26 protein-coding genes are annotated in these 25,524 nt (G+C 41.1%); 17 read left to right on the forward strand and 9 right to left on the reverse strand.

The features are described from left to right. Window positions 1–3 precede the first annotated feature (3 nt). From BB781_RS02025 to BB781_RS02040, 4 genes are all read left to right on the forward strand, one after another. Window positions 4–792, forward strand: a complete 789-nt coding sequence (locus BB781_RS02025) for an anaerobic ribonucleoside-triphosphate reductase activating protein (RefSeq protein WP_094226819.1) — start codon at window positions 4–6, stop codon at window positions 790–792. 70 nt (window positions 793–862) lie between these two features. Then, entirely contained in the window at window positions 863–1,717 is an 855-nt protein-coding gene (locus BB781_RS02030) for a DUF4349 domain-containing protein (RefSeq protein ID WP_094226820.1), read from the forward strand. Window positions 1,718–1,871: 154 nt separating this feature from the next. Beyond that, on the forward strand, window positions 1,872–2,864 hold the full coding sequence (gene thiL, locus BB781_RS02035) for a thiamine-phosphate kinase (RefSeq protein ID WP_094226821.1): 993 nt from the start codon (window positions 1,872–1,874) through the stop codon (window positions 2,862–2,864). Window positions 2,865–2,911: 47 nt separating this feature from the next. After that, entirely contained in the window at window positions 2,912–6,604 is a 3,693-nt protein-coding gene (locus tag BB781_RS02040) for an S-layer protein domain-containing protein (RefSeq protein ID WP_094226822.1), read from the forward strand. 19 nt (window positions 6,605–6,623) lie between these two features. Here BB781_RS02040 and BB781_RS02045 read toward each other — a convergent pair whose 3' ends face one another. Next, window positions 6,624–7,145 (reverse strand): helix-turn-helix domain-containing protein, encoded by a 522-nt coding sequence (locus BB781_RS02045; protein WP_094226823.1) that lies wholly within the window; start codon window positions 7,143–7,145, stop codon window positions 6,624–6,626. A 152-nt stretch (window positions 7,146–7,297) separates the two neighbouring features. On the opposite strand from BB781_RS02045, the gene BB781_RS02050 reads away from it, so the two are divergent. The 3 genes from BB781_RS02050 to BB781_RS02060 all read left to right on the forward strand — a co-directional run bounded on the left by BB781_RS02050 (window position 7,298) and on the right by BB781_RS02060 (window position 10,108). After that, window positions 7,298–8,323: an ABC transporter substrate-binding protein gene (locus tag BB781_RS02050; RefSeq protein WP_242492496.1), complete on the forward strand. Its 1,026-nt coding sequence runs from the start codon at window positions 7,298–7,300 to the stop codon at window positions 8,321–8,323. 91 nt (window positions 8,324–8,414) lie between these two features. After that, entirely contained in the window at window positions 8,415–9,350 is a 936-nt protein-coding gene (locus tag BB781_RS02055) for an ABC transporter permease subunit (protein ID WP_094226825.1), read from the forward strand. Further along, on the forward strand, window positions 9,350–10,108 hold the full coding sequence (locus BB781_RS02060; RefSeq protein ID WP_094226826.1) for an ABC transporter ATP-binding protein: 759 nt from the start codon (window positions 9,350–9,352) through the stop codon (window positions 10,106–10,108). Before BB781_RS02055 ends, BB781_RS02060 begins: the two co-directional genes overlap by 1 nt. Window positions 10,109–10,122: 14 nt before the next feature. On the opposite strand, the gene BB781_RS02065 is transcribed toward BB781_RS02060, so the two are convergent. After that, entirely contained in the window at window positions 10,123–10,554 is a 432-nt protein-coding gene (locus BB781_RS02065) for a polymer-forming cytoskeletal protein (protein ID WP_094226827.1), read from the reverse strand. Window positions 10,555–10,753: 199 nt separating this feature from the next. On the opposite strand from BB781_RS02065, the gene BB781_RS02070 reads away from it, so the two are divergent. Beyond that, window positions 10,754–12,739: a PAS domain-containing sensor histidine kinase gene (locus BB781_RS02070; RefSeq protein WP_094226828.1), complete on the forward strand. Its 1,986-nt coding sequence runs from the start codon at window positions 10,754–10,756 to the stop codon at window positions 12,737–12,739. A 3-nt stretch (window positions 12,740–12,742) separates the two neighbouring features. Here the strand turns inward: BB781_RS02070 and BB781_RS02075 are convergent, their stop codons facing one another. The 4 genes from BB781_RS02075 to BB781_RS02090 form a co-directional block, all read right to left on the reverse strand. Continuing rightward, window positions 12,743–13,453 carry a hypothetical protein gene (locus tag BB781_RS02075; protein ID WP_164997744.1) on the reverse strand — a complete coding sequence of 237 codons (711 nt, stop codon included), beginning with the start codon at window positions 13,451–13,453 and terminating at the stop codon, window positions 12,743–12,745. 157 nt (window positions 13,454–13,610) lie between these two features. Beyond that, window positions 13,611–14,444, reverse strand: a complete 834-nt coding sequence (locus BB781_RS02080; RefSeq protein WP_094226830.1) for an Mrp/NBP35 family ATP-binding protein — start codon at window positions 14,442–14,444, stop codon at window positions 13,611–13,613. Between the two features lie 71 nt (window positions 14,445–14,515). Then, the gene (locus tag BB781_RS02085) at window positions 14,516–14,821 is read right to left on the reverse strand and encodes a DUF134 domain-containing protein (protein ID WP_094226831.1); all 306 of its coding nucleotides are present in this window, start codon (window positions 14,819–14,821) and stop codon (window positions 14,516–14,518) included. Between the two features lie 87 nt (window positions 14,822–14,908). Further along, complete coding sequence (locus tag BB781_RS02090; protein ID WP_094226832.1) at window positions 14,909–15,706, reverse strand: undecaprenyl-diphosphate phosphatase; 798 nt, start codon at window positions 15,704–15,706, stop codon at window positions 14,909–14,911. A 160-nt stretch (window positions 15,707–15,866) separates the two neighbouring features. Between BB781_RS02090 and BB781_RS02095 the strand changes: the two genes are divergently transcribed. The 5 genes from BB781_RS02095 to BB781_RS02115 all read left to right on the forward strand — a co-directional run bounded on the left by BB781_RS02095 (window position 15,867) and on the right by BB781_RS02115 (window position 18,758). Continuing rightward, window positions 15,867–16,229: a NifB/NifX family molybdenum-iron cluster-binding protein gene (locus BB781_RS02095; RefSeq protein WP_094226833.1), complete on the forward strand. Its 363-nt coding sequence runs from the start codon at window positions 15,867–15,869 to the stop codon at window positions 16,227–16,229. Window positions 16,230–16,306: 77 nt separating this feature from the next. Then, window positions 16,307–16,690, forward strand: coding sequence for a NifB/NifX family molybdenum-iron cluster-binding protein (locus BB781_RS02100; protein ID WP_094226834.1), 384 nt, complete (start codon window positions 16,307–16,309; stop codon window positions 16,688–16,690). A gap of 21 nt (window positions 16,691–16,711) precedes the next feature. Next, window positions 16,712–17,566: an ATP-binding protein gene (locus BB781_RS02105; RefSeq protein WP_094226878.1), complete on the forward strand. Its 855-nt coding sequence runs from the start codon at window positions 16,712–16,714 to the stop codon at window positions 17,564–17,566. Beyond that, a complete protein-coding gene (locus BB781_RS02110; protein WP_094226835.1) occupies window positions 17,567–18,433 on the forward strand; it encodes an ATP-binding protein in 867 nt (288 codons plus the stop codon). Between the two features lie 139 nt (window positions 18,434–18,572). Further along, on the forward strand, window positions 18,573–18,758 hold the full coding sequence (locus tag BB781_RS02115; RefSeq protein WP_094226836.1) for a hypothetical protein: 186 nt from the start codon (window positions 18,573–18,575) through the stop codon (window positions 18,756–18,758). Between the two features lie 23 nt (window positions 18,759–18,781). Here BB781_RS02115 and BB781_RS02120 read toward each other — a convergent pair whose 3' ends face one another. After that, complete coding sequence (locus tag BB781_RS02120) at window positions 18,782–20,218, reverse strand: MBL fold metallo-hydrolase (RefSeq protein WP_094226837.1); 1,437 nt, start codon at window positions 20,216–20,218, stop codon at window positions 18,782–18,784. Between the two features lie 145 nt (window positions 20,219–20,363). Here BB781_RS02120 and BB781_RS02125 point away from each other — a divergent pair, with 145 nt between their 5' ends. The 4 genes from BB781_RS02125 to BB781_RS02140 all read left to right on the forward strand — a co-directional run bounded on the left by BB781_RS02125 (window position 20,364) and on the right by BB781_RS02140 (window position 23,458). Further along, complete coding sequence (locus BB781_RS02125) at window positions 20,364–20,786, forward strand: metal-dependent transcriptional regulator (RefSeq protein ID WP_094226838.1); 423 nt, start codon at window positions 20,364–20,366, stop codon at window positions 20,784–20,786. A 99-nt stretch (window positions 20,787–20,885) separates the two neighbouring features. Next, entirely contained in the window at window positions 20,886–21,881 is a 996-nt protein-coding gene (locus BB781_RS02130) for a metal ABC transporter solute-binding protein, Zn/Mn family (RefSeq protein ID WP_094226839.1), read from the forward strand. 1 nt (window position 21,882) lies between these two features. Beyond that, on the forward strand, window positions 21,883–22,632 hold the full coding sequence (locus tag BB781_RS02135) for a metal ABC transporter ATP-binding protein (RefSeq protein ID WP_094226879.1): 750 nt from the start codon (window positions 21,883–21,885) through the stop codon (window positions 22,630–22,632). A gap of 10 nt (window positions 22,633–22,642) precedes the next feature. After that, window positions 22,643–23,458, forward strand: a complete 816-nt coding sequence (locus tag BB781_RS02140; protein ID WP_094226840.1) for a metal ABC transporter permease — start codon at window positions 22,643–22,645, stop codon at window positions 23,456–23,458. Here BB781_RS02140 and BB781_RS02145 read toward each other — a convergent pair whose 3' ends face one another. Then, window positions 23,459–24,157, reverse strand: coding sequence for a TfuA-related McrA-glycine thioamidation protein (locus BB781_RS02145; RefSeq protein ID WP_094226880.1), 699 nt, complete (start codon window positions 24,155–24,157; stop codon window positions 23,459–23,461). It abuts the gene before it with no gap. After that, window positions 24,154–25,431 carry a YcaO-related McrA-glycine thioamidation protein gene (locus tag BB781_RS02150; protein ID WP_094226881.1) on the reverse strand — a complete coding sequence of 426 codons (1,278 nt, stop codon included), beginning with the start codon at window positions 25,429–25,431 and terminating at the stop codon, window positions 24,154–24,156. The genes BB781_RS02145 and BB781_RS02150 overlap by 4 nt, the downstream gene beginning before the upstream one ends. Between the last annotated feature and the right edge of the window lie 93 nt (window positions 25,432–25,524).

Below are 25,524 nucleotides of genomic sequence, written 5' to 3' on the forward strand. Positions count from 1 at the left end.
ATTATGAACGTAAACTACGGGAGCACTATTCCCATATCTACAGTAGATTGGCACGGAAAGGTGTCAGTCGTATTTTTTTTACGTGGCTGTCCTTACAGATGTCCATATTGTCAGAACCATGCTCTTCTTTTTGAAAGTAACATGGTAGACACATCAGTGCTTGAAGTGCAGATGAAGAAATCCCGCCCCTTTGTCAGCAATATTGTTCTCTCCGGTGGTGAACCCCTGATGCAGAAGGATACTGTGATTCATCTTGCACGCTTTGCAAAGAAAAATGGCCTGCTTGTGGGAATTCACACCAACGGCTATTATCCTCACGTAATGGCCGAACTGATAGAGAAAGGCCTGGCGGACAAGTTCTTCATTGATGTAAAGGCTCCTCTGGATAAAGCAGAGCTGTATTCAAAGGCCATTGGCTGCATGGATTATGCCGACATTCACATTGATCATAAAGTGGCAATGGAAAAAGTGGCGCAGTCCATAATCCTTGCCCTTGGCAGTAATGTTGAACTCGAATTGAGGACAACTATCATAAGAGATTTTATGGGAAGCCCTGATGATGTGTGTGATATTGCAAGATCTATTAACGAACTGACGGGCAGGTTGGATGTTACCTATGTTCTCCAGCAGGGACTTGCTGAAAATTCCATGCTTGAATCTCTCAGGGACAAGAAGCCCCTAAGCAGGGATGAGCTTTTTGGACTTGCCCGTGTTGCCCATGAGTTCCTTGACAACATATACGTAAGAACAAGGGAAAAAGGCAACGAAAAGGTTAACTTCAAATCAGTTTGAAGTTTAAACAATTTTTTAATACTTCTTTGTCCATCATTCAATCATAGTTAATTAAAAATGGTGTGATTAAATGAAGATCAAATCTATCTCAATAATTCTTATTTTACTTATGGCTACTCTAGTCTCCGGATGTATGGCGGTCAAAGAGGAAAGCTATGCACAATCTGCAGATACCTTCTCTGTAGAGTACGAGGAAGCCTATGATGACTCTTCTGCAAGGACGGTGGCCGGCGGAGGAGCTGATAATGGGGTTGCTTCCTCTGTGGACCGCAAGACGATAACAACCGTTGACATGACCATACAGGTTAATGATGCTGCAGCAGGCGTAGATGAGATTTCAAAGATGGCAGTGGCAGCTGGTGGCTATGTATCAGGCTCCTCTATCTATGATTCTTATTACAGCGGCTCCGATACCCGCAAGGAGGGATATGTCACTGTCAGAGTTCCTGAATCCGGGTGTTCTTCTTTCCTGGGTAAAGTCGAGATACTCGGTGAAGTAACTCATAAGAGCGTAAATGCGCAGGATGTCACGGAAGAATATATCGATGTCAAAGCACGCCTGGATAATCTCCAAAGACAGGAGACACGTCTTCAGGAGATACTCAATATGACCAAAACGGTTGAAGAGGTTCTGAATGTGGAGAAAGAGCTTGGAAGGGTGCGCGGTGAAATTGAGAGCTTTACAGGAAGGTTGAATTATCTTGAGGACAGGATAGAGTTCTCAACCATTAATATACGTCTTACAGAACCCCGACCTATTACCCATTCATGGGGTATCAGGGATGCGGTTTCCGAATCTGTAAGGGGCTTTATTGCGATGGTCAATGCACTGATAATACTGGTAGGTTATCTTCTGCCTCTTTTAATTGTTGTGACAGTGTTTGTCGGAATCATTTTGATTGTCAGGAAAAGAGTGCGTAAGTGACCCATGGTCACTTTATTTAATTTGACAATATTTGTTGATGTTTGCCGATTAACAAAATTTATTTACTACTAATGTTCTATTAGTTCATTACTTGTAGAACAATTCTACAATTTCCATGTAACTATAAATATAATATCAAAATAGCAGGTAACGTATGAACGATTATATTCCTGTATCTGAGATCGGTGAGCGCTCTCTTATAAAACGCTTATCAGGTATTTTTAACGTTGGTTGTAATCCTGATATTCTCATCGGTTCAGGAACTGACGATTGTGCAGTTATCAACATCTCTGAAGATGAGTACATGGTGGTGACAACGGACATGTTGCACCGAAAAACCGATTTTCCTGTCCTGATGACCCCCTGGCAGATAGGTTGGATGTCGGCTGCTGTGAACTTTAGTGATGTGGCATCAATGGGTGCGCGTCCAATAGGTTTTCTTTCCGCCATGGGCTTTTCCAAGGATACGGACATTACATTTGTTGAAGGTATTTCCAGGGGAATGGACGATTGTGCTAAATTCTGTGGTACTTCTGTCATAGGCGGAGACATCGATACCCATGATGAGCTAACAATTACCGGTACTGCACTTGGCAGGGTCCAAAAGTCAGAACTGCTGACCCGCAAAGGTGCAAATGTTGGCGATAAGATATGTGTTACAGGTTTTGCGGGTTCAGCCGGAGCAGCACTTCATGCTATTGCGAACAATATCGAAATTCCTGATATTCTTCTCAACAAACTGCTCGAGCCGGTGCCCCGTGTGGCAGAAGCTCAAAAACTTGCACGTTCGGGTGCTGTGACATGCATGATGGATACAAGTGACGGACTTGCCATCTCCCTGCATGACCTTGCTGATCTTAACGATGTTGGTTTCAGGCTTGAAGAAGATTCTCTCCCTATACAGGCTGAAATCTCCGAATTTATAACCTCTAATCCGGATATCCTCACGGAATTTGCACTTTACACTGGTGGGGATTTCGAGTTACTTTTCACGGTATCTCCCAACATGCTGGAAATTGTCCAAAGCGCATGTTATTTAAATGTTATAGGTGATGTAGTTGGGCAAGAAGTTGGTACAAGCATTACGTGTCGTAACGGGCAAAACCTGACGATAAATCGAAAAGGTTATCTACAATTGGGGGTTTAAGGTTAGAATATATAGTTTACGATATTGATATTTAAGGAAGGTTTAGAATGCTAAAGAAATTCAAATTTATTTTAATTGCTTTTTCACTAATATTGCTATGCAGTACGATAGGCTCGGCTGCAAATGTTACTGCTGAATTTTCAGCTGATAAATTTACGGGTAATGTTCCTTTAACTGTCACTTTCTCGGATATGTCAGTCAATGCAACTGCATGGTTCTGGACTTTTGGAGATGGAAACACATCAGTTGTTCAGAATCCTGTATATACTTATGTTTCAGCAGGGACCTATGATGTAAACCTGACGGCGACAAACGGAAATGAGACTGACACAGAAACAAAGCTTACTTACATTACAGTCAGTCCGGCTTCTCTTCTTCCTGTAGCAGCATTCTCAGGAACTCCTGTTTCAGGCACTTTTCCTTTGACTGTTAATTTCACAGATGTATCTACCGATGCGACTACCTGGTCTTGGGATTTTGGAGATGGGAACACCTCGGCTATTCAGAGTCCTGTCTACACTTATGTTTCAGCAGGAACTTATGATGTAAGCCTAATAGCAACAAATGCTAATGGTACTGACACAGAGACCAAATCCGGTTATATCACTGTTATTGCTCCTGCTTCTCTTCTTCCTGTAGCAGCATTCTCAGGAACTCCTGTTTCAGGTACTAATCCTTTAACTGTTAATTTCACAGATGCATCTACCGACGCGACTGCCTGGTCATGGGATTTTGGAGATGGAAACACCTCGGCTATTCAGAGTCCTTCTCATACCTATGTTTCTACAGGAACCTATGATGTAAGTCTGGTAGCAACAAATGCGAATGGCACTGACCCGGAAACAAAGCTTAGCTATATAACAGTTAGTGCTCCCGTTTCTACACCACCGGTTGCCTCTTTCACAACAAACGCTACTGGTAATGAAGGTCCTGTCCCTCTCATAGTTCAGTTTAATGATACTTCAACCAATAGTCCCACATCATGGTCCTGGACTTTTGGAGATGGTGGAACTTCTACTTCTCAGAATCCAGTCCATACTTACAATTCCATAGGTACTTACAATGTTACTCTGACTGCTACTAATGCAGATGGTGCTGACACAGAATCTAAAACAATAATTGTCTACTCAAAGACATTCTATACTGGTGATAGGATATGGGATGAAAATGCCAACCAGTCAACTGCAAAATACATATGGGATGCAAAATCCTTCTCAGGCTTCTTCTATGACCTTGAGTCAGGATTCAGTTCTGAGAACATGACAATTTCCAATATTGACCGTTCACTGGCTTCTGGAGATATTGTTTATCAGACAAAGCCGGTTGAAACAGACTTTGAGCACAGTGACTGGGGCAAGTATCAGGTTATTGGTTTCATGGCGGAGAAATACTTTGCAGCATACACCAGCAGTACAAATATTAACAATGTTGACAGGGTAAGCATGATGTCTTCCGGTCAGCTCTCAAAGATCTTAATAGACGATGATGAGAAGGAGTCTGTATATGCCGGTTCCTCACTCACATTGAAAGATGGTTACGCGCTTAATATTGTTGAAGTTGATGTGAACGGTAACAGTGTATTCGTTACCCTTACAAAAGACGGTGATCAACTGGACAGTGATGTGATTTCCGGCGGGGATGACTACGTCTATAAGACTGACCTTGGTGATGCTGATGGCGTTGTACTGATCGCTGTACACTTCGGTAACATATTCAGTGGTCAAGAAACAAGTGCCGTATTTGTCCAGGGTATCTTCCAGATATCAGACAACTACCTGGAACTTGACGACGGGGAAAGTTTTGGTAGCATGGAGATCACATCCATAAGCGATGAACTGATCGAAATGGAAAATGACGGAACCATCTCTCTTTCAAAGGGAAAGACAATAACCCTAATGGGCAAGATAAAGCTAATTGTTGCTGACAATGATGATCTGAGGTTTGCTCCATATGTGGATATGTCCGATCCTGGCACCTATGAACTTCGCGGTACTGTTGTAGAAGGTGAAGAACTTCTTACATGGAACCCGCTGAACTTCGAAGGTTTCTACTATGATATTGATGAAGGTATCCAGACAGAAAAACTAGAATTACAATCCGTTTCCGGAAGGACAATTGCTGCAGGTGGTCTTGTATACACAAGTACTCCTGCTTCCGTTGAATTTGAGCACACTGGCTGGGGCAAGTTCAATGTGATCGGTTTCATGGCAGAGAAGTACTTTGCCGGATACACATCTGCTACGACAATTAGTGGTGTCGGCACTTTAAGCCTTATTTCTGATGGTCAGTTGTGCAAAGTTCTGATGGATGAAGATGACAAGATTTCAGTCTATTCCGGTTCTTCACTGGTGCTTGAAGAGGGTTACACCCTGAATATAGTGGAAGTTGATATAAATGGAAACAATGTTCTCATTGAGCTCTATCACGATGGAGATCAGGTTGAATCTGACATAGTATCGGCAAACACGAATTATGTCTATGATAAAGATATTGGGGATTCCGATGATGTTCCTCTTATTATAATCCACTTCAATGAGGTATTCAGTGGCAGGGAATCAAACGCTGTTTTTGTAGAAGGTATCTTCCAGATATCTGAAGATTATATAAGCCTGGAAAGTGGCGATAATTACGATAAGATGGAAGTTACAAGCTTTGTTACATCAATCGTGATGAAGAACGAGAAATCTATTTCCCTTACCAGGGACAAAGATATCTCACTGATGGGTGATGTAGTCCTCAGGGTTGCAGATTCCAGTACATTGAGATATTATCCTGCAGTAGACGTAACAACGGCTTCTAACACAGCGCTTGATATCGATCTGAGTGATTCCACTATTGTCCAGGGAGACGAAGTTACCATTACTGTGACAGCACGTGGTGCATCTATCAGTGGTGCCACCATTAAGTCAGAGGGTACAACAATTGGAACGACCGGTACTGACGGTACGCTGGATTACACTCCCTCAAAAGCAGGTATATACGAGATAACTGCTGAAAAGAGCGGGTACACATCAGGTTCTGAAGACCTTTCGGTGATATCAGAAGATGATGAAACAAAGAAGATGAGTATAGAAGTGTCACCTTCTAAAGTTTATGAAGGCACATCCATGACAATATATGTCCTGCAAGCCATTGGCGGCGATGCAATATCTGGAGCAGCGGTCACATTTGACGGCAAGTCTGTTGGGACCACTGGCAATGATGGAACAGTTACTTATACTGCAACAGAAGCCGGCGTTCATAAGCTCAAAGCAACAAAATCAGGCATGGTCGATGCAGAGCTTGATCTTAAGGTAAGTGAACTTGCAGCAGAGTTTGATTTCAGCAATATAAAGATAAGTCCTCTTGAAATAAAGCAGGGTAAGGCAGCTACTATCAATGTTGATATAACGAACACTGGTACTGCTGCAGGTGAATATACCGTGGATCTCAAGATAAATGATGTAGTTGTTGATTCACAACTTGTAAGCCTCGATATTGGAAGTTCCACAACCATTGAATTCAAGCATACGGAAGCAGAGCCGGGAACCTATGAGATAAAAATTGGTGACCTTACCACTACCTATGAGGTATTCGAGAAGTCTGGTACTGTTTTGTATGTCCTTGGAGCAATTGGACTGGCAGCAGTAGGAGGGGTTGCTTACCTGTTTACGGCAGGTGGATGGACCGTAGAAATAGCGCAGGCAAAAGTTGCCGAGGCAATAGAAGCAATAAAAGAGTTGGTCGGAAACCTCCGCTAAACTCTTTCTAACTTCTTTTTTAACTTATTTTTTTTGCCACAAGTTCGATCGCTTCTAAAAGACTGTTCTTTGGCATTATTGTGGCAATTGGTATCCTTAATATTTTCTCGATGGTTGGGCTCACTATTGGTGCACATACAAGAGCTTTCGCTCCTTCTCTTTCAGCCCGCACCGCAGCGATTATAGCTTCTTCCATAGATGTTGCAGAGTATTCTCTTATTGTGCAGAGAGTTCCGCCTATTTTTCTTTTAGTTTCCCTTATATTATCCAGTACCGGTCTGGCAGCAATTACAGCAATGAACTCTCCTTTTTCAGCACCTTCAAGCTTTTTTACTGTCTTTATTATCTGCCTTAATGTTTTTACATTAGGTTCCCTTTTTCCTGACATGATCTTATAAAGGGTACTTGCAGGAATAACTGCATTCTCGGCGAATTCTGCTATATTCATGTTTAGCTCTTCTTTTATGGTACTTGACAGAATTTTCCTAAAATCTTCATCAGATTCAAAAACCGCATATATTATTTTATCAGCAGCGCTCATTTCTCCACTCCTGTATTTTTTAAATGTCCTATTAAGGATAATGTGTGTCATTAATTAATACTTTTGGGATACAGTAGTTACGAAATGTAGAAATATATATAATATATAGAGTAATGTTTCCAAATTATCCGAATATTATTAAAGGTGGTAATGTGAATTACAAAAATACAATTAAATTAGCTTCCACTTTATTTTTTGTTATTGCTTTGATCTCAGCAGTGTTTATATCAGGATGTACTGAAAAAGATACAGAGCAGGAAGAAGGACAAACAAAAGCCATAACCGAGCTTACATTTGGTTATCAGCCAAGCACCCATCAGATTGCATATATTACTGCAAGGGATAAAGGATGGTGGGCTGAAGATCTTGCACCTTATGGGGTAGAAACAATCAACGATAATCTTTTCCCCTCAGGTGCACCGGAAATGCAGAATATGATGGCAGGAGATCTTGATGTTGCGTATGTTGGTGCAGCTCCTGTCATCTCGGCTCTTGCAAGTGGTCTGGATGCGAAGATCGTAGCTGCAGTTCAGATACAGGGTTCTGATCTTGTGCTTCGTACTGCTCTTCCTTATGAAGGCCCGGAAGATTTGAAAGGACTTAAAATAGCAACATTCCCGCCTGGTACAATCCAGGATACTCTGCTTAAGAATTGGCTCAAAGAGAATGGTATTGACCCCGAAACAGATGTACAGATACTTGGAATGGGTCCGGGGGATGCAACGACTGCAATTTCTGCAGGTCAGGTTGATGCAGTTTTCCTTCCGCACCCCTCTCCAACAATGATTGAAAGTGAAGGTGTAGGCAGATCGGTTGTATCGTCCGGTGAAATGCTTCAGGACCATGCATGTTGTGTTGTTGCAGTAAGTGGTGAGCTCATAAGGGAACATCCTGAGATAGTTCAACAGATAGTAGCAACTCATGTGCGTGCAACAGAATACAATTCCGAAAATCTGGAAGAAGCAGCACAGATATATGCAGATGACCAGGATTGGGATGTTGAACTGGTAAGTCAGTCATTGCATGACTGGGATGGTTCCTGGATTGCAGATCCTCATCTTATCATCAATTCCACAGTGGATTATGCACAGGTTCAGTATGAGCTGGGATACATCGGCAAACCTCTTACACAGGATGACATATTTGATCTGAGCTTCTACGATGCTCTTGATCAATAATCCTTTTTTTCTTTTTTGATATTAACTTAAATATTAAGTAGGCATTTCTATTGTTTGTCCGGAGTTCTTATCTCCAGCAACCGGAGGAGTTATGGTAAAAAAACATCTTCAGATCCTGAGTGAGAAAAGTGTGGAAATCGTTTCTAAATGTTCTTCTCTTATTCGCGATAAAAGCACGGAAATAATTTCTATATGTTCTGTGATCGTACTCTGGCAGATTATAGCTGTTTACATTGTGCACAACAAGTTCTACCTGCCAAGTTTTACTGATGTGACTTTTGCATTCCTGGAGATAATGGCAAAAGATGCTAGATTAAGCATAATGGGTATTGATTTTCAGATTCCTGTATTGGTGGTAAACATTCTTGCTAAACTTGGGATAATGGTGGATCCGGAGATTCGACTTCCTGTTTTGATAATAGACCTTATTTACAGTCTTGTTCACTTCTGGATAGGTTTGCTTTCTGCACTTATAATTGGTATTCCTGCAGGGATGATAATGGGGTGGTTCCGTACAATTGAGCGTATAGTAGATCCTCTTATCGAACTCATACGCCCGATTCCTCCGCTTGCCTGGATTCCTTTTGCTATCATATGGATAGGTCTGAATCCATTTGCAGCAGGTTTTCTAATATTTATCGGTGCTGTCTTTCCAATTATAATAAACACTTTTACAGGTTTTAAGAGCGTTTCCCGTGTATATGTGGAAGCAGCAAAGGTACTGGGCTGCAACACGGATCGTGAATTGATACGGTATGTGGCTTTGCCTTCTGCTCTTCCGTCAATTGCCGCAGGTATCCGAATTGCCATGGGAGTTGGTTGGATGTGTCTTGTTGCTGCAGAAATGTTTGGTGTGAGTAGAAACGGTCTTGGTTACAAGATATGGCATCACTACTATCTGCATAACATGGATTTTGTGCTCGTTTACATGTTACTCCTTGGTTTCCTTGGATTGTTCATAGATCGTTTGTTGCGTTATTATATCGATGGTAAGCTCCTGAAATGGCGCAAAGGGGTCGTGATATAATGGGAAGAGTAAAAGTAAATAATGTGTCCCGCAGATTTATAAAAGATGAGGAGAGTTCCACTCTTGCACTGGATAATGTCAACCTGGAAGTTGAAGATAAGGAGTTTGTCTGTTTTATAGGTCCTTCCGGCTGTGGAAAAACGACTTTGCTCAGAATTATATCAGGTCTCGATAAACCTGATGTGGGTGAAGTCTATCTGGACGATAACAAAATAGATTCTCCCGGCCCGGACAGGGGAATGGTTTTCCAGGAATACTCTCTGTTTCCATGGAAATCTGTTATTGATAATATTCTATTTGGTCCTACGATGCGTGGGGTAAAAAAGAAAAATGCTCTTGTAGAAGCTGAAAAATATCTGGAACTGGTCGGTCTTCAGCAATTCAGGAACAGTTATCCGTATGAGCTTTCAGGCGGTATGAAACAGAGGGTAGCGATTGCAAGAGCCCTTGCAAACGAACCTTCCGTTCTCCTGATGGATGAACCATTCGGTGCATTGGATGCCCAGACCCGGAATATTCTCCAGCAGGAACTCCTGGGAATATGGCAAAAAAAACACATTACAATTCTATTTGTCACGCACAGCGTAGATGAGGCAGTATTCCTTGCTGATAAAATTGTGTTGATGAGTGCGCGTCCCGGTAAAATAAAGGAAATAATCAACGTGGATCTACCAAGGCCCCGTGAGAGGACAAGTCTTGAAGTAAATGTACTCCGTGACAGGATACTCAAGTCTCTCCTGAAAGAGCAAACGAAATAGTGTTATTTGTGCGTTCACTCCGAACGCACAATTACCCTTGTTCCTGATTCTATTTCTTTAATACTTACTTTTCCGACAATTTCCATCGTGCTGCTGGCTTTTGCAAATTTGATCTTGCAGCCAGGACGGACAAACATTTCTTTTCCTGCAATTGCAGTGCCATTGATTTGTACGGAATCAAATATTTTAAGATTTCCTGACACTTCGATATTACCATTAATCTCTGATTTTGCACCTATGATGGCCTCATCTGCTATTATATTCCCTCTTACAAAGGTTCCTTTTCCAAGTTTTAGGACTCCTTTTACATTAATGTCTTTCCAGAAATTAGAACCTGCTCCAGCCATGAAATTTCCTTCAATCTTGACATCTGTTTCAAAATAGGCGTTTTTGCGGGTAATGTAAGTATTAGAATCTTCATGATATTTGATTAGATTTTCACTCATCTAAGGTCACCATGCATACTTCTATAGTTTTTTCGATTATAAATCCTACTCTAAAGGTCTGCTTTTGATGCATTTTCAAAATTTATGACCTCCCAAATACTAACCATTATATATTATACATTCAATATAATTACATGTACCTGGGCTTTATTTATGTAGGTTTCTCTATGATTTATTTACCAGGTCCAAAGGTGTATAGATGGCCAGTAAAAAAGAAATACTCGATTCTCCGAATAATGGGAGTGATTACTCTCTGACCATAGAAGATTCGGCCCGAATATTTGGTGAAGAAATATCTTTTTCGGAAATTGAGCATTCACAGGTTTTTTTCGATCTTCTGGATTCTCTCATATTTGTAGTTGATGAAAAGAACAGGATAATACTGGCTAACAAAAAAGCACGAAACCATTCTGGTTTTGAAAATACGGACATATATAAAAACTTCATAGAACTGTGTATTTCTGAAGATGAAAAGGAAGAAATAGAAGTTTTCTTCTCATCAATTTTATCGGATGACACTACTGAGCCCCGGATTTTAGAACTATCGCTTAAAGCATTTGATGGAGTTCAAAAAGTCTTTCTTTTGAATACACGTCTGTTGAAAGATACAACCTCTTCGAACAAGGCATTACTTTTGTCCTTCACAGATATTCAGGTGAAAAAAGAATGTGAAGAGGAGTTACTTCTGGAGATAGAAAAGATATTTTCTCATCTTGACTCTCTTCCCTATGCATTTATACTTTCTAATTATACGGGAATGATCACTTTCTGGAACATGGATGCAAGCAAGCTTTTCGGGTACAAGCGTGATGAGGTACTTGGAAAGCCTATAAGTCTCATAATGCCAAAAAGATATCGTAAGGCTCATGAAGGCTGGGATGAGGTAATATCCATTGGTAAATCCCCTGTAGTGGGAAATATTATTGAGGTAACCGGTTTACGTAAGAATGGTACAGAATTTCCTCTGGAGCTGGCAATAACAACAACAAGAATAAAAGGTGAGGTTTTCCATGGTGCTATCATCAATGACATTTCAAAAAGGAAAATGAAAGAGAGGTTGATGAATATTGCCAAGAACAAATATCGTATGATGTTTGAAAAATCACCGCTGGGTATCTTCCATTTTGATGAAAATGGAGTTATAACACAGTGTAATGAGAATTTAGTGAAGATATTAGGTGTACCTGAAGAAAGTGTGATCTCTAAAATTATCGGTTTTAATATCGTCGAGTCTTTCAATAATAACTCCATCAAAAAGGCTATTAAACAAGTACTTGCAGGTATTCCTGCACGTTTTGAAGATGAATTTTGTTCTCCATTCTCTAAGAAGATAATTCCTATAAAGGCAGAATTCAGCCCTGTTATATCTGATGAAGGAAGATTCATGGGTGGTGTATGTGTTGTTGAAGACTTCACCGAACGTAAAGCTGCAGAAAAAGCCCTAAACCAGTATGCTGCAGATCTTGCAAAGGCAAACGAGGAGCTAAAATCCCTTGACAGGATGAAAGATGAATTCCTTTCCAATCTGAGACATGAATTAAAAACTCCGCTCATTCCTATTAAAGGATACAGTGAATTAATGTATGAGGGGGCACTGGGTGAACTGAACCAGAAGCAGAAAGATGCAATGGAAAAAGTAATGCTCAGTTCTGAAAGACTAAAAAGGCTGATAGATTCCCTGCTCTACGTCAGTATAACTGAAGGTGGAAATGTTGAATATACTTTTGTTCCTTTAAGGGTCTCTGAGGTAATAGATTCAGCAGTACATAACCGGTTGCCCGAACTTGCAAGCAAAGGACATGAAGTCGAAAAATCAATTCCTTCAACTATACCGCTGATAGAAGGAGATCTGGATTATCTAGAAGAGGTATTTATAAACATAATAGATAACTCCATAAAATTTATGCACGAAGGTGGAAAAATCCGGATATCTGTCATTTTACAGGATGACAAAAAGGTACATATTCAAATAAAAGATAATGGTATAGGCATTTCCGAAGAAAATCTCCATCAGATATTCAACAGATTCTATCAGGTTGACGGTTCATCAACGCGCAAGTATGGTGGAAACGGTCTTGGTCTTTACATATGCAAAAAAATAATTAAGGCCCATAAAGGCGATATATGGGCTGAGAGCAAAATTGGAACTGGAACTACTGTTCATATCATTTTGCCTGTAAAATAGTTTTCATTTGCTCCATTCCTGAAGGGTGATAAGTGACAGGGATGTTGTATTGATGTCGCCGCCTTCTTTTCCCCATGATCCGTTACTGTTCATACATGATAATATCCACTGGATAGGAATAACTATATTATCTTTATGTCCTGCAAGAAGCAGTGATTGGATTACAAGATTGCTGGTAGCCAGGGTTTTCCATGCCCCATCTTTTTCCAGTTGAGTGATTATCCACTTGGCACGTTCCTCTGCAAAATCATTGAAGATTTTTTCATTCTTGATTTTTTCCTGTTTTAATAGAGAAGTGATAATTAGGGCGGTCGTACCTGGGTGTTCCCATTTTTTCCCGTAGTTCTCAACAAGCCACATGCATCCTTCATGATTATATGAACCCATATCAGCAAGCGATATAAGTGCATATGCAGAGTCGTAAACATCATTGTTCCAGGATCCTTCTGTCTGTTTTGAAAGCAACCATCGTTCAACCTCTGGAAAAACAATGTCTTTAAGTGCAAGGGCTGAGGTCGCACGTGAGGTGTCCCGCAGATCAGAATTCCATGAATCTCTGTTCTTTAACTTTATTAACTTCTCTGTGAGTTCTTCTGTATAGTTATTTTCTTCTTTCCAGAGATAACATGCCTGAACTACGCGTGCAATATCTTTTATTTTTGTTATCTTCTGTGAATAAAGCCATTTGAATGATGCTTCACTCTTAAAATCCATATTGTCCATGATGGCACAGATGTTTATCTGTTTTTCTGCCTGCAATCCCTACCTTCATGTGTTCCGCTTATTCCAAAATCTGAAAAATAATTCTGAAACAGGAAACACAGTAAACAGGAATTAAAAAAGGAAGATGCAAACTCTTCCTGGCAGAACATTATTTTTTAAAATTTTCTACAGCATCAACAATTGCAGCAAAGCTCTTGCCCCATAGCATCTCTTCGTTGATGTCTGTGTAAACCTTTCCATTGTCCTCTATCTCTGCAATTTTAGGATCCATCGGAAGTTCACCAAGAACAGGCACATTAAAGTCCACAGATGCTTTCTCTACTCCTCCTTTTCCGAACAGTTCTATCATTTCATTGCAGTGTGGGCAGATGATACCACTCATGTTTTCAATAATGCCAATAACAGGTACTTTTAGTATCTCTGCAAATTTGATGGATTTTCTGACACTGACAAGTGCTACGTCCTGCGGAGTTGTCACAATGACGGCACCTTCCATTTTTTCTATTAATTGTGCAATACTGAGTGGTTCATCTCCAGTGCCTGGAGGCAGGTCTACGATCAGGTAGTCCAGTTTTCCCCATGATACGTCCTGAAGGAACTGTTTTATAGCTCCCATCTTTGCAGGTCCTCTCCATATAACAGGTGCATCTCTGTCCTCAAGGAGGAGTGCCACGGACATCACAACAAGGTTTTCTGTGATTTTGATCGGCACAATGCCGTTTTCATCGACGGTAGGTCTTTGCTCTTCAATACCGAACATCTTGGGGATACTAGGTCCGTGTATATCGGCATCAAGAAGCCCTACTTTGTGTCCACGCTCAGCAAGTCTCGCAGCCAGGTTTGCTGCTACAGTACTTTTGCCGACCCCTCCTTTACCACTCATCACCATTATCTTCTTCTTGATGGCTCTCATGTTCCTGATAAGTTTAGGTTCCTCTGGCTTCTTTAAAAGGTCATTTGCACTTTGGATATTCTGTGTCATATAGGATCTCCTTTAGACGTCCTCTGTTTTGGATAATTAAATGAAACAAGGAATTACAATAACAATGGCAATTATCCCATTTCTTTAGGATCTTTGCCAACGATCTCTATGGCTTTACCTTCAATAAGGGCTGAAGCTACTTTTTTTCTTGCATTCTGAAGGTCCTGCCAGAAAGCCCGTCTGGAGATGCCCATGCTGATGGCAGCTTCTTCCTGCTGCAGTCCTTCAAGGTCTGCCAGGCGCAGGGCTTCAAGTTCCTCTATTGCAAGAGATACTGTCTCAAGCTCTTTAAGTGGCACTCCACGCGGTTTGAAATAGAGAACTTCTGGTGAGCACTCAATTCTTCTAGGTGATCTGGGTCTTCCTCTGCAAGTCATTGTTACACGCTCATTACACAATGTACTATTTAAAGGTTTTCGGAAACCTTCATATATTTACTCTCTCTTGTGACAAAATAGAAATAATCATAAAAAATATGTAAGGATACTGAGTATTCCCAGAGCAATACAGAATTTTGAGAAATCATACTTTTTGGCCGCCCGGATGAATAGGTCAATAGTTAATATTCCAAATACGAATGCAAAGAGTAATGCCAGTAATGAGTTGGCATCAAAGCTTAGCAATCCCATGGCTCCCATACCTACATCTGCGGCAAAGACCGCAGGTATACTCATGAGGAAACTGAGTCTTAAGGCCTGGGATGCTTCCATGTCGCGCAGGAGCAGTGCTGAGACTGTTATGCCAGATCTGCTGATGCCCGGAAGTGCGGCAAAGCCCTGTACAACTCCTGCGATAATTGAATCTGTGATAACTGTCTGTTCTCTTTTCTTTGTTTTCTTTGAAGCAGATAGCTGCAGCAGGCCTGTTATTATAAGGAGTGCACCGATTATGGCGGTTGCAATCTTACCGGAAAATTCTTCCATTCCTGTTGCAAAAAGAATAAGTGGAAGTCCTATTATCCCGGTAATGGCTGTTGTTATCAATAGGAATGTAATTATGCTATCCTTTTTGTCCTTGATATTCCTGTTACTTAAGTACTGTGGTATTTCCACAGTTATCTCTTTTATATCTGTTCTGAAGTAAACGACAGCTGAAAGAAGGGTTCCTGTGTGCAGCCATATAGCTATTGGCAGTGCATCTGCAAGGGTTTTGTCAAATAAGTTCAACATTACGAGGGTTGTCATTCCCTGGCTGCTTATCGGCAACCATTCTGCTATACCCTGTACTATTCCAAGTACAATTGCCTCAAAAAATGTCAACATTTGACATAACTTTGTTTTTTTTGTATATATAGGGGGTGGTCATTTTCTACACTTATTGCGCGAATGCGTGTAAATATAGATTCACGATGGGATATCTATTTATATTTATTCTCATATGTGTGTATATATTCTATAATTGGTCTTATGGGAGAGAATAACAATGAAAATATGTGTGACAGCAAGTAATTCTGGTTTTGGGGCACCCGTGGATCCTCATTTTGGTAGGTGCGGATATTTTATGTTCGTAGACCCGGGATCTATGGAATTTGAATCTATTGAGAATAGACAGGTTTCTGCTTCAGGTGGTGCCGGGGTTCAGGCAGCACAGCAGGTTATTGGTAAAGGTATAGACGTACTAATAACAGGCAGTGTTGGTCCGAATGCTTTTTCATTGCTCTTGTCAGAAGGTGTTGAAATAAAGGCCTTTTCTGCAGGTTCAGTCCTTGAAGCCATTGAGGCTTATAGGGCAGGCACACTGGAAACAATTGGTGCCGCAAACTCTGCTGGCAAGTCCGGGGTTTAAGGTCCGTGTCAGATTTGGTGCATTTTCTTTTAAAACAAAACAACGAAAAATAACAATAATCAATAGAGGTGTCAAATATGAAATTATGTATACCCTCAATGGGGCAGAATGGAATTGAAGAAACAGTTGGCCAGCACTTTGGAAAGGTACCTTACTATGCATTATATGATACAGAGACAAAGGAAGTATCAGTTATTCCAAACACTAGCGAACACAATGGTGGCATAGGTCTCCCTCCGGAAATAATGGCAAAGGAAGGCGTAGACATTATGCTCTGCGGTGGTCTTGGAAGCAAAGCCGTAATAATGTTTGAGCAATCAGGTATTGATGTTTTTATTGGTGCCACAGGTACAATTCAGGATGCAATCAACGCATGGGAATCCTGCAAGCTTACAAAAGCAACCAAGGATAATTCATGCAGCGGGCATGACCATGATCATGGGCATGTACACTGCCATTAATCCTTTTTCAGGTGTATGATCATGAAAATAGCTATCGCAAGTGGCAAAGGCGGCACAGGCAAAACTACAGTAGCCGTTAATCTAGCCCTTGCACTTGGCAATGCGCAACTGCTGGATTGTGATGTGGAAGAACCCAATTGCAATCTTTTTCTTGGATTTAATCTTAAAAAAGAGGAAGATGTCAATATAACCGTCCCCGAGGTTGATTCTGGAAAGTGCACTCTTTGTGGCAAATGCGCAGAGTTCTGTCAGTACAATGCGATAGCAAAACTTCCTCGTAGTCTCATGCTTTTTCCAAAGCTATGTCATGGATGTGGTGGCTGCGTTCTTGTTTGTCCTGAAAATGCCATTATAGAGGAAAAGCGATCAATAGGTATTCTTGAAAAAGGCACAAGTGAGCGCTTTAATATTGAACTTTTGCAAGGCACGCTTAACATTGGTGAGCCAATGGCTTCACCTGTTATCAGGCAGTTAAAGGCACATATTGATGAAAGCACAGTTGCAATTATTGACTCTCCTCCAGGGACCGCTTGTCCTGTCATAGCATCTGTTGCAGAAATGGATTACTGTGTGCTTGTAACGGAGCCAACACCATTTGGTCTGAATGATCTGATCCTTGCAGTAGATGTTGTCAGACAACTGGACATCCTGTTTGGGGTCGTTATAAATCGTCATGGTCTTGGTGATGGCAGGGTCGAAGAATATTGCCAGTCCGAGGGGGTACCAATTCTAATGAAGATTCCATATGATCGGAAAATAGCCATTCTTTACTCAAAAGGTATCCCCTTTATAGAGCAGATGCCAGTCTGGAAAGAGAGTTTTCGGGGGATGTACGAGGATATATGTAAGCATGTTTCATGTAAGGGAGATTTCTGAATGGTAAAACAGCTTACGGTTATCAGTGGTAAAGGTGGCACCGGCAAAACTACTATCGCTGCTTCGTTTGCTGCGCTTGCTGAAAATGCAGTAATTGCAGATTGTGATGTTGATGCTGCGGACATGCATCTTATTTTACATCCAGATATTTTTGAAATCCATGATTTCTATGGGTTAAAAATTGCAAATATCAATAGAAATATGTGTAATGGGTGTGGAATATGTGCTACATCCTGCAGATTTGGTGCAATCGGCAGGGACTGCATAATTGATGTATACAAATGTGAAGGTTGTTCAGTTTGTGAATATGTGTGTCCTGAAAGTGCCATACGTATGGTTGAGAAAAAAGCCGGTGAATATTATTGTTCTTATACAAGGTTTGGCCCCATGGTCCATGCGAAGCTTGGTATTGGTGAGGAAGCCAGCGGGAAGCTGGTTTCAAATGTGAGGCGCAGGGCCACAGAGCTTGCATTGGAACGTGGCATGGATATGATAGTTATCGATGGCCCACCAGGAACAGGTTGTACGGTGATCGCTGCAATTACGGGCACAGATCTTGTTCTTGTAGTTACTGAACCTACGATTTCAGGAATACATGATCTTGAAAGAGTTGTCCAGGTAGCGCAACATTTCAGGATACCTGTTGCAGTATGCATTAACAAATGCGATATCAATAAGGAGCTGTCACAGGATATCTGCAACTACTGTGAAAACCGCGGACTAAATGTTGTGGGTTTGCTTCCATACGACAAAAGTCCTGTCAGTGCCATGATGGATGGGAAAACCGTTGTAGAGTACTCTGGGGATGCTTTCTCATTACAAATAAAAGCTATGTGGTCAGAGGTCAGCAATCTTTTATTAAAATGATATCATGTAAGAACTTATTAATTTGATATTCTTTCATTTTGACTCAACGTTGGTAGCGTTATTTATTATAATAAAAAATCATTAACATTAATGGATATGTTTTTATTGTATTGCACCAGAATTCTATTGGGGTGATATAATGGTTTATTCTTCAAATGGGAATGTGGGTTCTTTCGCCCATCTGGTGCAGTCTCTCCCTGATTATTCGGAGTTGCTAATAGCACTATTAATATTGATCCTGTTGTTGGTATCTATGGATGCAATTGTAGATTTCATCTACATGGTGAGGGAGATTTTCACTTTCAAGGGCATGCCTTTCAATTAATTCTACTCTGGATCTAAAAAGTCTCATGATTCATCAATAATGGAGTTGTTTTTCCTATTTTTGAAGGGTGCCCATGGGAGGACACACATTGGACATTCAGGTCCATATCCTGCAGCAGCGTATCCGGTCATACCTCCCGCGGCATTGTGTACATCAGTGAATCCATTTTGCAGGAGGATACTGCATCCCATACTTGATCTTTGGCCTGAGCCGCATATGAGTATAGTTTCAATATTGTGGTCTATCTCAGTATAGCGTTCTCTTAATTCATGGACTGGTACATTTACAGCTCCTTCTATATGGAACTCCTCATACTCTGAAGCAGCCCTGACATCTAATATGGTCATTCTTTTTCCTTCAGTTATCCTGCTGTGCAATTCATAAGATGAGATCTGGGGGACGTGTCCTGTGGGCAGTCCGTTTGTTACCCAGCCATACATACCATCTTCCAGGTATCCTGCTATCCTGTCCAGTCCTACCCGGTGCAACTGGGTGCATGCTTTAATTGTTTGGATGTAGTTGTCTGAAATTACAAGTATGTCTTTTTCAGGTGGCAATAACCATCCGGCATATGTCGGAAGATTTGAATTACTATCTATATTATACGCATGATGTATGTGTTGTCCCCCAAAAGCTTCAAAGCTACGCACATCAAGGATTATTGCATCTTTCATTTTTGTCATGAACTGGACATTGTTTAATGCTTCAGGCGCAGGAAGTTCTTTTATTTTATCTGGCCCCGCACGGTTAATATTTGTACATCGTCTGAAGTGGTCCGGTGCATCAGGCATATTTTTGGTAAGTGAATCAATAAAATCTGCTCTTTCTTTAATGTTCAGTGCATAGTTGTATTTTTTTTCATAGCCAAGGGTGCTGCTTCGTTTTGATGCCATGGCTCTTCCGCACAGCGATCCTGCTCCATGTGCAGGGTATACTTCACAGAAATCAGGCATTTTAAGCAGTTTCCCATGCAATGTATCATATAATTTAGATGCAAGTTCCTCTGCTCTTCCGGGAAATAGGTCTGGTCGGCCCACATCGCCCACAAACATGGTGTCTCCGCAGAATAGGGCAACCGGATCTTCGCCTCTTGAAGTGTCGGTGACCACGTATGATATATGCTCTGGTGTGTGCCCGGGTGTTTCCAGGATGTCCAGTTTAATACTCTCTATTGAAACCGAGTCCCCTTCTGAAAGTGGAACATATTCAAAATCGCAATTTGCTGATTTTGAAGCATATATTTTTGCTCCTGTTCTTTGTGCAAGGTCGATATGCCCGGAAATAAAGTCTGCATGCAGATGTGTTTCAAGGATATGTGTGATCCTTACTTCAAGTTCTCTCGAAAGTTCCAGGTATATCTCTATGTCCCTTCTTGGATCGATTATTGCGCAAGTTTTTTCGGCTGCCAGTATGTAAGAACTGTGTGCAATTTTCTCAGTGAATATCTGTTGTATTAGCATTTCTAACCCATGTTAAATTTCGATCGTATGTGCTAATATATTTTCGGTCAGTACCTATGCCATGTTGGAGTATATGCCAAAAATAGATAGTAAAGTTGACTCAATTTCAAAAGAGCTATATACTTCTTCTTTATTATTGGATAGCATGCAGGAAATCACAGGACTGGAGCTATCTCCTAAAAAAGTGGAATATCTTAAATTCCTTTTGAAAAAAGGTGATCTTGTAAAGACTACTGATATATCTTCAGAGCTGAAGGTTGATCCTTCTACTTCTACAAAGACTATTAATGATCTTTCCGACTCTGGTTATGTGAATCATGTTCCTTACAGGGGTGTACGTCTAACTGAAAAAGGCAGGGCATTTGCTGAGTTTTTTGTTAACCGGCATAATATATTAAGCCTGATGTTGAGTCATTATGGCCTTTCTTCGGAAGAAGCATGTGCTGAAGTGTCCCGGTTTGAATCATTTGTTTCCAAATCTGCCATCGACAAGGTGTGTGGTGCAATGGGCCATCCGACTGTAAGTGTTTGTGGGCGAATAAAACATGGTTCTTGTAATTCCCTTTGATTTTCTGTTAGTTCTAAGTTGTTTAATATGATCCCTGTTCCAAAAGTGTGGTATGATTCCAAATAGTTTGGTGTAATTACAAAGTATGGTGAAGTGAAAATGAAGAAAACTATGATTGTTTTAGTGATGCTTCTTTCTATGGGCATCCTTCTGGCAGCTGGTTGTGTTGGCGAACAAAATATTTCAGGTACGACATCTGATGCTGAAGGTATGGTCGTAGCTGTAAGTATACTTCCGCAGGCAGAATTGGTGGAAAAGGTCGCAGGTGATAATGTAAAAGTAGTTGTCATGGTTCCACCTGGGTCATCTCCTCATTCCTATGAACCTACTCCCAGCCAGCTTAAAGATATGAGCAATGCAAAAATATATGCAATGGTCGGTTCAGGTATCACTATTGAAGATACACTGATGAGCAAGATAGCAGATTTGAATCCGGATATGATGGTAATTGACTGTTCCAAAGGCATTACCTTGCTGGAAATGGATGCTCATGCTCACGGAGATGAAGAAGATGAACATGCTCACGAAGCTGAGGATGAGGGACATGTTCATGAAGCTGAGGATGAAGAACATGCTCATGAAGCTGAGGAGCATGACCCTGAAGAAGGCGGCATGGATCCTCATATATGGACCTCTCCTGACAATGTGGCGGTGATGGTAGAGAATATCTATACAGGTCTGGTAGCGATAGATCCTGATAATGGAGCAACTTACCTTGAGAACAAGAATGCATATCTTGCAGAGCTTGAAGTGCTGGATGCGGAAATAAAGGCTACGCTTTCAGGAAAAGAAGGTAGCAGTTTTATGGTCTATCATCCTGCATGGGGTTATTTTGCAAACCATTATGGTCTTGTACAGGTGCCTGTTGAGATAGAAGGTAAAGAACCAAGTGTCATGGGCATGAAAGCCATTATCGATGAGGCAAAAGAAAAAGGTATCAAGATCATCTTCGTGCAGTCCGGCTTTAGTACTGTAAGTGCATCTGCTATTGCAAAAGAGATTGGTGGTGAGGTTGTGGAAGTCGATCCACTTGCAAAGGATTATATAGATAACCTTGCAAAGGTAGCAGAAGCGTTTGAAAAAGGACTGGCTTGAAATGGAAGATGTGATCAATCTTAAGGATATATGGGTAAGTTATGATGGTGTTAGTGTTCTGGAATCTGTCAATCTGACTGTTAAGGATAAGGATTTCCTGGCTATCATAGGTCCCAACGGGGGGGGTAAGAGTACTCTCCTAAAAGTCATCCTTGGATTGATAAAGCCTGACAGGGGCTCTGTAAAACTTCTGGGAGAAAAGCCAAAGGATATGAGGAGGTATGTGGGGTATGTTCCTCAATACAATTCCTCAAACCTTGATTTTCCCATCACTGTGTGTGATGTTGTTCTCATGGGTCGCCTGAGTCATAAAGGTCCTTTTCAGAAGTATAATAAAGAAGATCACAAAGCTGCAAGAGAAGCACTTGAAACGGTTGGGATGTTTGAATTTAAGGACCGCCAGATAGGTGAGCTATCTGGTGGCCAGAAACAGAGAGTTTTCATTGCAAGATCACTTGTTACAAAACCGAAACTGTTAATACTGGACGAACCGGCCACTGGTATAGATTCCAGAATGCAGAAAGAGTTCTATGAACTTCTCAACCGGCTCAAATCCGAGATTGCCATTATAATGGTCACTCATGACATTAGTGCCGTTTCAGTATATGTTGATAAGATAGGTTGTCTGAATCGGAAGTTCCATTATCATGACTCTAAAGAAATAAGTCCCCATGATCTGGAAGTGATGTATCAGTGTCCGATCGAGCTAATCGCCCACGGTGTACCGCACAGGGTATTGAAAGAGCACTGAGGTGAACAGTATGCTTGAAATACTCCAGTATGATTTTATGAGAAATGCTATTCTTGCCGCTATCCTGGCAAGTGTGGCATGTGGTATAATCGGTGTCTATGTAGTGGTGAAAAAAATTGTTTTCATAAGTGGTGGAATTACCCATGCATCTTTTGGAGGCATTGGTCTTGGTTATTATCTTGGAATCAATCCATTATATGGTCTTATACCTTTCAGTCTCGTTTCGGCACTTATTATGGGTCTTGTAAGCAAAAGGTCAAAAATAGCTGAAGATACGGCTATAGGTATACTGTGGTCCCTTGGGATGGCTATAGGTATTATTCTGATATACTGGACTCCGGGTTATGCTCCGGATCTGATGACCTACCTTTTTGGTAATATCCTGACGGTACCTATGTCTGACATATATCTTATGCTGGGGCTTGATGTCGTCATAATCGTTGTTGTCTACGCATACTATAAACAATTCATGGCACTTTGCTTTGATGAAGAGTTCACCACAGTTGCTGGTCTGTCGGTAGAGAAACTTTACCTGCTCCTGTTATGCCTTATCGCTTTGACAATCGTGTTATTGATCAAAGTAGTAGGTATCATTCTTATTATCGCACTGCTCACCATGCCTGCATCCTTGAGCAGACATTACACCAATAATCTCGGGAAAATGATGTACATTGCAATATTCTTTGGCATCTTTTTCAGTATCCTGGGATTATCGCTGTCATACCTGTTCGATGCACCATCTGGTGCAACAATAATCCTGGTAATGTCTTCTGTTTATATACTACACTTCCTGTATGATGGTTTAAAACCAAAAATAGTATCTTGATCATTCTGTTATGATCATTTTAATTTTTTCAAGAACCAGGAATGCATCCTCTTTTTTTACATCACACTCATTTTCAGTGCAGAATCTTAGAAGTTCATTTGCTTTTTCTTCAGTAACGATTCCTTTCCTGCTAGCTTCTTTTGAAACTCCTAAGTAGCTTCTCTCGGTGTAGTGTGTACTTTTAGCAAGCTCGGTTATGCGCTGGAATTCATCTTCGCTGATGATGCCAAACCCAAGTGCTAAATTAAAAGTTTCCCGCATATTAACCATGGGGCTTGACACCGGTTTGAATGTATCAGGATTAGTAACCACCGCAACTTCATCATCATCCTCGATGACTCCATCTCTGTACCACTCATATATTTGCCCAATACCTTTCATTCCGTGGGTATCGAGTTCTGATGCCCGCAGGGCACCCATACTACAACCACCAACAACTGTTGTTCCTTGTTGAATTGCACGGATTATTTCTTTGTGGGCAACAGCTGCCTTGCTGAAAAAAATTCCATCAATAATTCCTATAATGTTATATCCTTGACTAACCGCTTTATCGATATCTCCTCTGGATACCGGGGGCCAGTATGTTGCATCAAGGATTTTTGCTGCATCCTCATGGCTTATGCTTGTACCTGCAAATATCAGGACATTTGATATAAATTTATCCGGGACTTTGGCCGGGGCATTTGTGTCTTCTCTCATTTTCTGCGTCCTGTTCTCCATGGCCTGTCCTGTGGTGCAAGTTTCTTTTTCTTCCCTGATTTTGCTCTTATTCCTACGCGTTCTCTATCAAGGGTGTACATCTCAAAGGCAGGGATCACCACCCTTACAACTGGGACAGGTATGCTTTCTCTTGAAAGGTCTACAATTGCAACGCAGTCTGCGATACTTCTAAGTTGTTCCAGCACTGTATCGATGCTTTCAGCAGGTGTGTTCTCTGACAGGTCTTTCAGGTCTTTTAGAGGTATTTGCTCCCCGTTCTCATACCAATACCTGTTCATGCGCTTGATCCTGTCATATCCTATTTCCCTGACAAACTTCTCACGTTCGGTGTCCTCGCGGGCACCATGTATCTGCACAACTCTTGACTGTGCAGCTTCTGTTAATGCTCTCCGGATTGCAATTTGCGGATTCAGATGTGCACCTGCACCCATTACAAGGAGTGCTGCATCTTTGAGCCTGACATCATCGGTAACTGCTACTACGGTTGTTATTTCGGTATCATGGGGTACTGCCCATAATTTGACATAGATCTCATTATCAGTGAACTTTCGGAGGAGTTCGTAGTTTTCCCCGTCATTTTCTGTGAGGATTATCTCTTTACCTGGATTTCGGTTGAACTCTGCAATGCTAAGTGCGTCCCTTTCAATAACTTCCAGCAAGCCATGGAATATTGCTTCCTCAATAGTGTTTCCCGCCGCAAGTCCATTGGTGTTGCTTCTGAACAACTTCAATGCCCTTCCAGGAGCATCATATGGGTGATACACCGCATTTGCAGGGATAAATATTTCTTTGTTTTTTAATAGGTCCCATCCACTTATCCACTCTATCAATGCATGGGGGCTGTAATTTTCAGTTATCAACAGGGATGCCGGTTCAACAACATGGTAATTTTCCATGAGGGTTCCAAAATTATCGATGATATGTTGTGATCTGATGTCTTCATTCACATCTTTATTCATACCGTTTCTTTCTGCCAAGCATCGTTCAAAACTCTCCATTATTGCAGATATTCTTGCCTGATCCTCAGTGTTCCCTTTTCCTGAGTATACGGAAATTGCACCTTCTGCTGCGCTGGGCCGGATGGTTGAAATTACAGGTATTCCTACCCTGTCAAGGTCAGTGATGCTGGCAACCCTGGTTACGCCTATCTTTTTAAGAATATCTTTTATTTTTTCAAGAGTGCTTTTTTCGTCAAGGACTCGTTGGGTTCCTTCAATAAACGTGAGTGTTCTGTCAATGATTATCTCTGGCATGATTATCGAAAGTCTCTGCATGTATTATATCTTTTACGACAAGTGTTTTCAGGATATGCTAAGTAATAGTTAAATAGTGAGTGTAAATCTATA

Source organism: Methanolobus psychrotolerans, assembly GCF_002243045.1.
Classification (GTDB): domain Archaea; phylum Halobacteriota; class Methanosarcinia; order Methanosarcinales; family Methanosarcinaceae; genus Methanolobus; species Methanolobus psychrotolerans.